This window comes from Candidatus Magnetobacterium casense (genome assembly GCF_019173545.1).
Taxonomy (GTDB): Bacteria; Nitrospirota; Thermodesulfovibrionia; order Thermodesulfovibrionales; family Magnetobacteriaceae; genus Magnetobacterium; species Magnetobacterium cryptolimnobacter.
This window is the reverse complement of record NZ_JABXWD010000426.1, coordinates 1-2,706: the sequence shown is the minus strand read 5'-3', so window position 1 is coordinate 2,706 and position 2,706 is coordinate 1. Positions and strand designations below refer to the sequence as shown.

Sequence of the window (2,706 nt, the reverse complement as noted above, 5' to 3'; positions counted from 1 at the left end):
ATTCCTCCACGATCGATCTCTGCCTTTCACTCTTCCCTTGGGCTCGATTCCGCAAGAAAAAAGGAGCCATCAAACTCCACACTCTTTTGGATCTACGGTAAGCGCTCTCGGAACCCCATCTTCCCTTCGGACGGCAAAAGGTTTATAAGATCTCCTTGAGAGAGGAGATTTTTTTATGGACGAGATCATTTCCGAATCATCGAACAAAGAGCAGAAGTGGCGCCGGATTATTGCGGAACAGGGTCGGAGTGGGCAGTCTATCCAGTCTTTTTGCGAGGCGCGGCAGGTCAACCGGCACAGTTTTTGTTATTGGCGGAAGAAGTTTTGTAAGCCAGTCGAGAAGGATTTGAAAGTGGTTCGTCCTGCGGGTCGGTTTGTGGTTCTGCCGAGCCGCGTGATGAGGGTTTCAAGGTCACCGCAGATTTTGTTACCCAACGGGGTGCAGATTGATCTTGGCGGGGCCTTGGAATCGGAGGTGGTGGGTCAATTTATTCGGAAGTTGTGCGGGGTGGGGCATTCGGCAAAGGATGGGCGCCATGCAAGGACTTGAACATTTTTCCGAGATTTATTTGCATCGGGAGCCTGTGGACATGCGGAAGTCAATCAACGGGTTGTCGGTGATTGTTTTGGAGGAGATGGGCGAGAGGATGACGGAGGGGCGGTTGTTTGTGTTTATGAGTCGGTGTCGGAGACGGTTGAAGATATTGTATTGGGACCGGACGGGATTTGCTTTATGGTACAAGCGGCTGGAGCGGGAGAGGTTTTACTGGTCCCATGGTGAGGAGGATGAAGTCATTGGTGTGAGTACCGAGGAATTGGGGAGACTGCTTTTGGGTTTTGATATATTTCAGAAGCCGCACGAATATTTGCGATATGAGGGGATTGGATGAATCTTTTATTTGAGTATTTCGTTTATAGGGAATGCAATGATCGAACCCCCCTTCCTTCCTTCAGACGTTGGCAAACTCAAGGCCATCATTGGTTTGCAGATTCAGGAGATTCAGAAATACCAGACACAGGTTCAAACATTTCAAACACAAGTTCAAACATTCGAGACACAGATTTGTACCATCGAGGAACGGCTTCAGAGCAAAGTTCATGAAGTTCGAAGCAGAGACGAACAGCTTCAGCGTCAGGGTGATACGGTGAAGGTGTTGGAGTCAGAGAATACGCTTTTGCGTGAAGCCCTTCGATTGGCACGCATGGCACGATTTGCGGCGAGAAGCGAAAAACTTCCTTCCAATCAATGTGAGTTGTTCAACGAGGCGGAGCTGGCGGCAATGTTGAAAAAGGGCGAGGAGAGCGGGACGGAAGCTCCCCAGAGTTGGATCATCGTACCCGAGCATACGCGGGAGAGGCCAAAAAGGAGGCCCCTGCCGGATCATTTGCCACGGGAAGAGGTGGTGATTGATTTATCGGAAGGAGAGAAGATCTGCCCACGGGACGGGGCTACGCTCAAGGAGATTGGGGTGGAGGTATCGGAGCAGTTGGATGTGATTCCCGCACAGATGAAGGTGATTCGGACGATCCGGAAGAAGTACGCGTGTCCGTGTTGTGAAGAGACGATCAGGACGGCGGATCTTCCCAAAAAGATATTGCCCAAGAGCAATGCGACACCGGGTTTATTGGCGCATATTGCGGTGAGCAAATATGTGGATGCGTTGCCTTTGTACCGGTTGGAACACATGTTCAAGAGGGCGGATATTGATTTACCGCGGAATACAATGGCGGGGTGGATGATCTGGCTGTCAGAAGAGTTGCAACCCGTATACAATCTGATGGAGGAGGCCCTGTTATCATCGGGGTATGTTTGTTGCGATGAGACGAGGGTGCAGGTTTTGAAGGAGGCTGGGAGGAAGCCGCAGAGTTTGAGTTACATGTGGGTCAGGGCGAGGCATGGGCCTGGAATCAGGCCGATCATTTTATTTGATTATGATCCGACACGGTCTGGAGAGGTGCCCAAGAGGTTGTTAGTGGATTTTAAGGGATATCTTCAGGTGGACGGGTATGTGGGTTATGATAAAGTTTGTCTGGACGCGGGCATCACACGAGTGGGCTGTATGGCGCATGTGAGGCGGGGTTTTTTTGATGCGTATAAGGCTGGTGGAAAGAAAGAGGGGCCGGCCTTACAGGTGTTGCTTTTAATAAAGGGACTCTACGGGATTGAAGAGAAGATCAAGGGCAAAGATTCTATTGAGGAGAGGAAAAGGATTCGGCAGGAGGAGTCGAGGCCGATATTGGATCAGATAAAGGCCTGGCTTGATGAGAATCAGTTCAAACATGTGCCCCAGGGTTTGATGGGCAAGGCCATCAGCTATGCACGGAACCAGTGGTCCTATGTCATACGTTATCTTGAAGATGGGGTACTGGCCATTGACAATAATTTTGTTGAGAACCGGATTCGTCCGTTTGCGGTTGGGCGGAAGAACTGGTTGTTTAGCGACACGGTGGCCGGGGCTCGTGCCAGCGGGATGATTTATAGTATTTTGCAAACAGCTCGTGGCAACGGGCTTGAGCCGTATGCCTACATGAGGCATTTGCTAACAGAGCTTCCGTGGGCTACAACAGTCAACGAGATCGAGCAACTTTTGCCACACACCATCGATCCCACCATTTTAAACAAAACCTTTCCCCGTTAAGCCAATTAACAAAATTTGACCACCACTGATTACACCCCACCCCGGGAGGGGTTCCGAGATCGCTTAC

Annotated in this window: 3 protein-coding genes; all 3 read left to right on the top strand. The window is 50.5% G+C overall.

What is annotated here, in order from left to right; genetic code table 11:
* Positions 1-175 precede the first annotated feature (175 nt).
* From tnpA to tnpC, 3 genes are read left to right on the top strand one after another with little or no spacing between them, the layout of a single operon-like run.
* The gene (tnpA, locus tag HWQ67_RS15830) at positions 176-550 is read left to right on the top strand and encodes an IS66 family insertion sequence element accessory protein TnpA (protein ID WP_218253653.1); all 375 of its coding nucleotides are present in this window, start codon (positions 176-178) and stop codon (positions 548-550) included.
* A complete protein-coding gene (gene tnpB, locus HWQ67_RS15825) occupies positions 537-890 on the top strand; it encodes an IS66 family insertion sequence element accessory protein TnpB (RefSeq protein ID WP_218253652.1) in 354 nt (117 codons plus the stop codon). The genes tnpA and tnpB overlap by 14 nt, the downstream gene beginning before the upstream one ends.
* Before the next feature lie 9 nt (positions 891-899).
* Positions 900-2,639 carry an IS66 family transposase gene (gene tnpC / locus HWQ67_RS15820; protein ID WP_218253651.1) on the top strand — a complete coding sequence of 580 codons (1,740 nt, stop codon included), beginning with the start codon at positions 900-902 and terminating at the stop codon, positions 2,637-2,639.
* Positions 2,640-2,706: the final 67 nt, after the last annotated feature.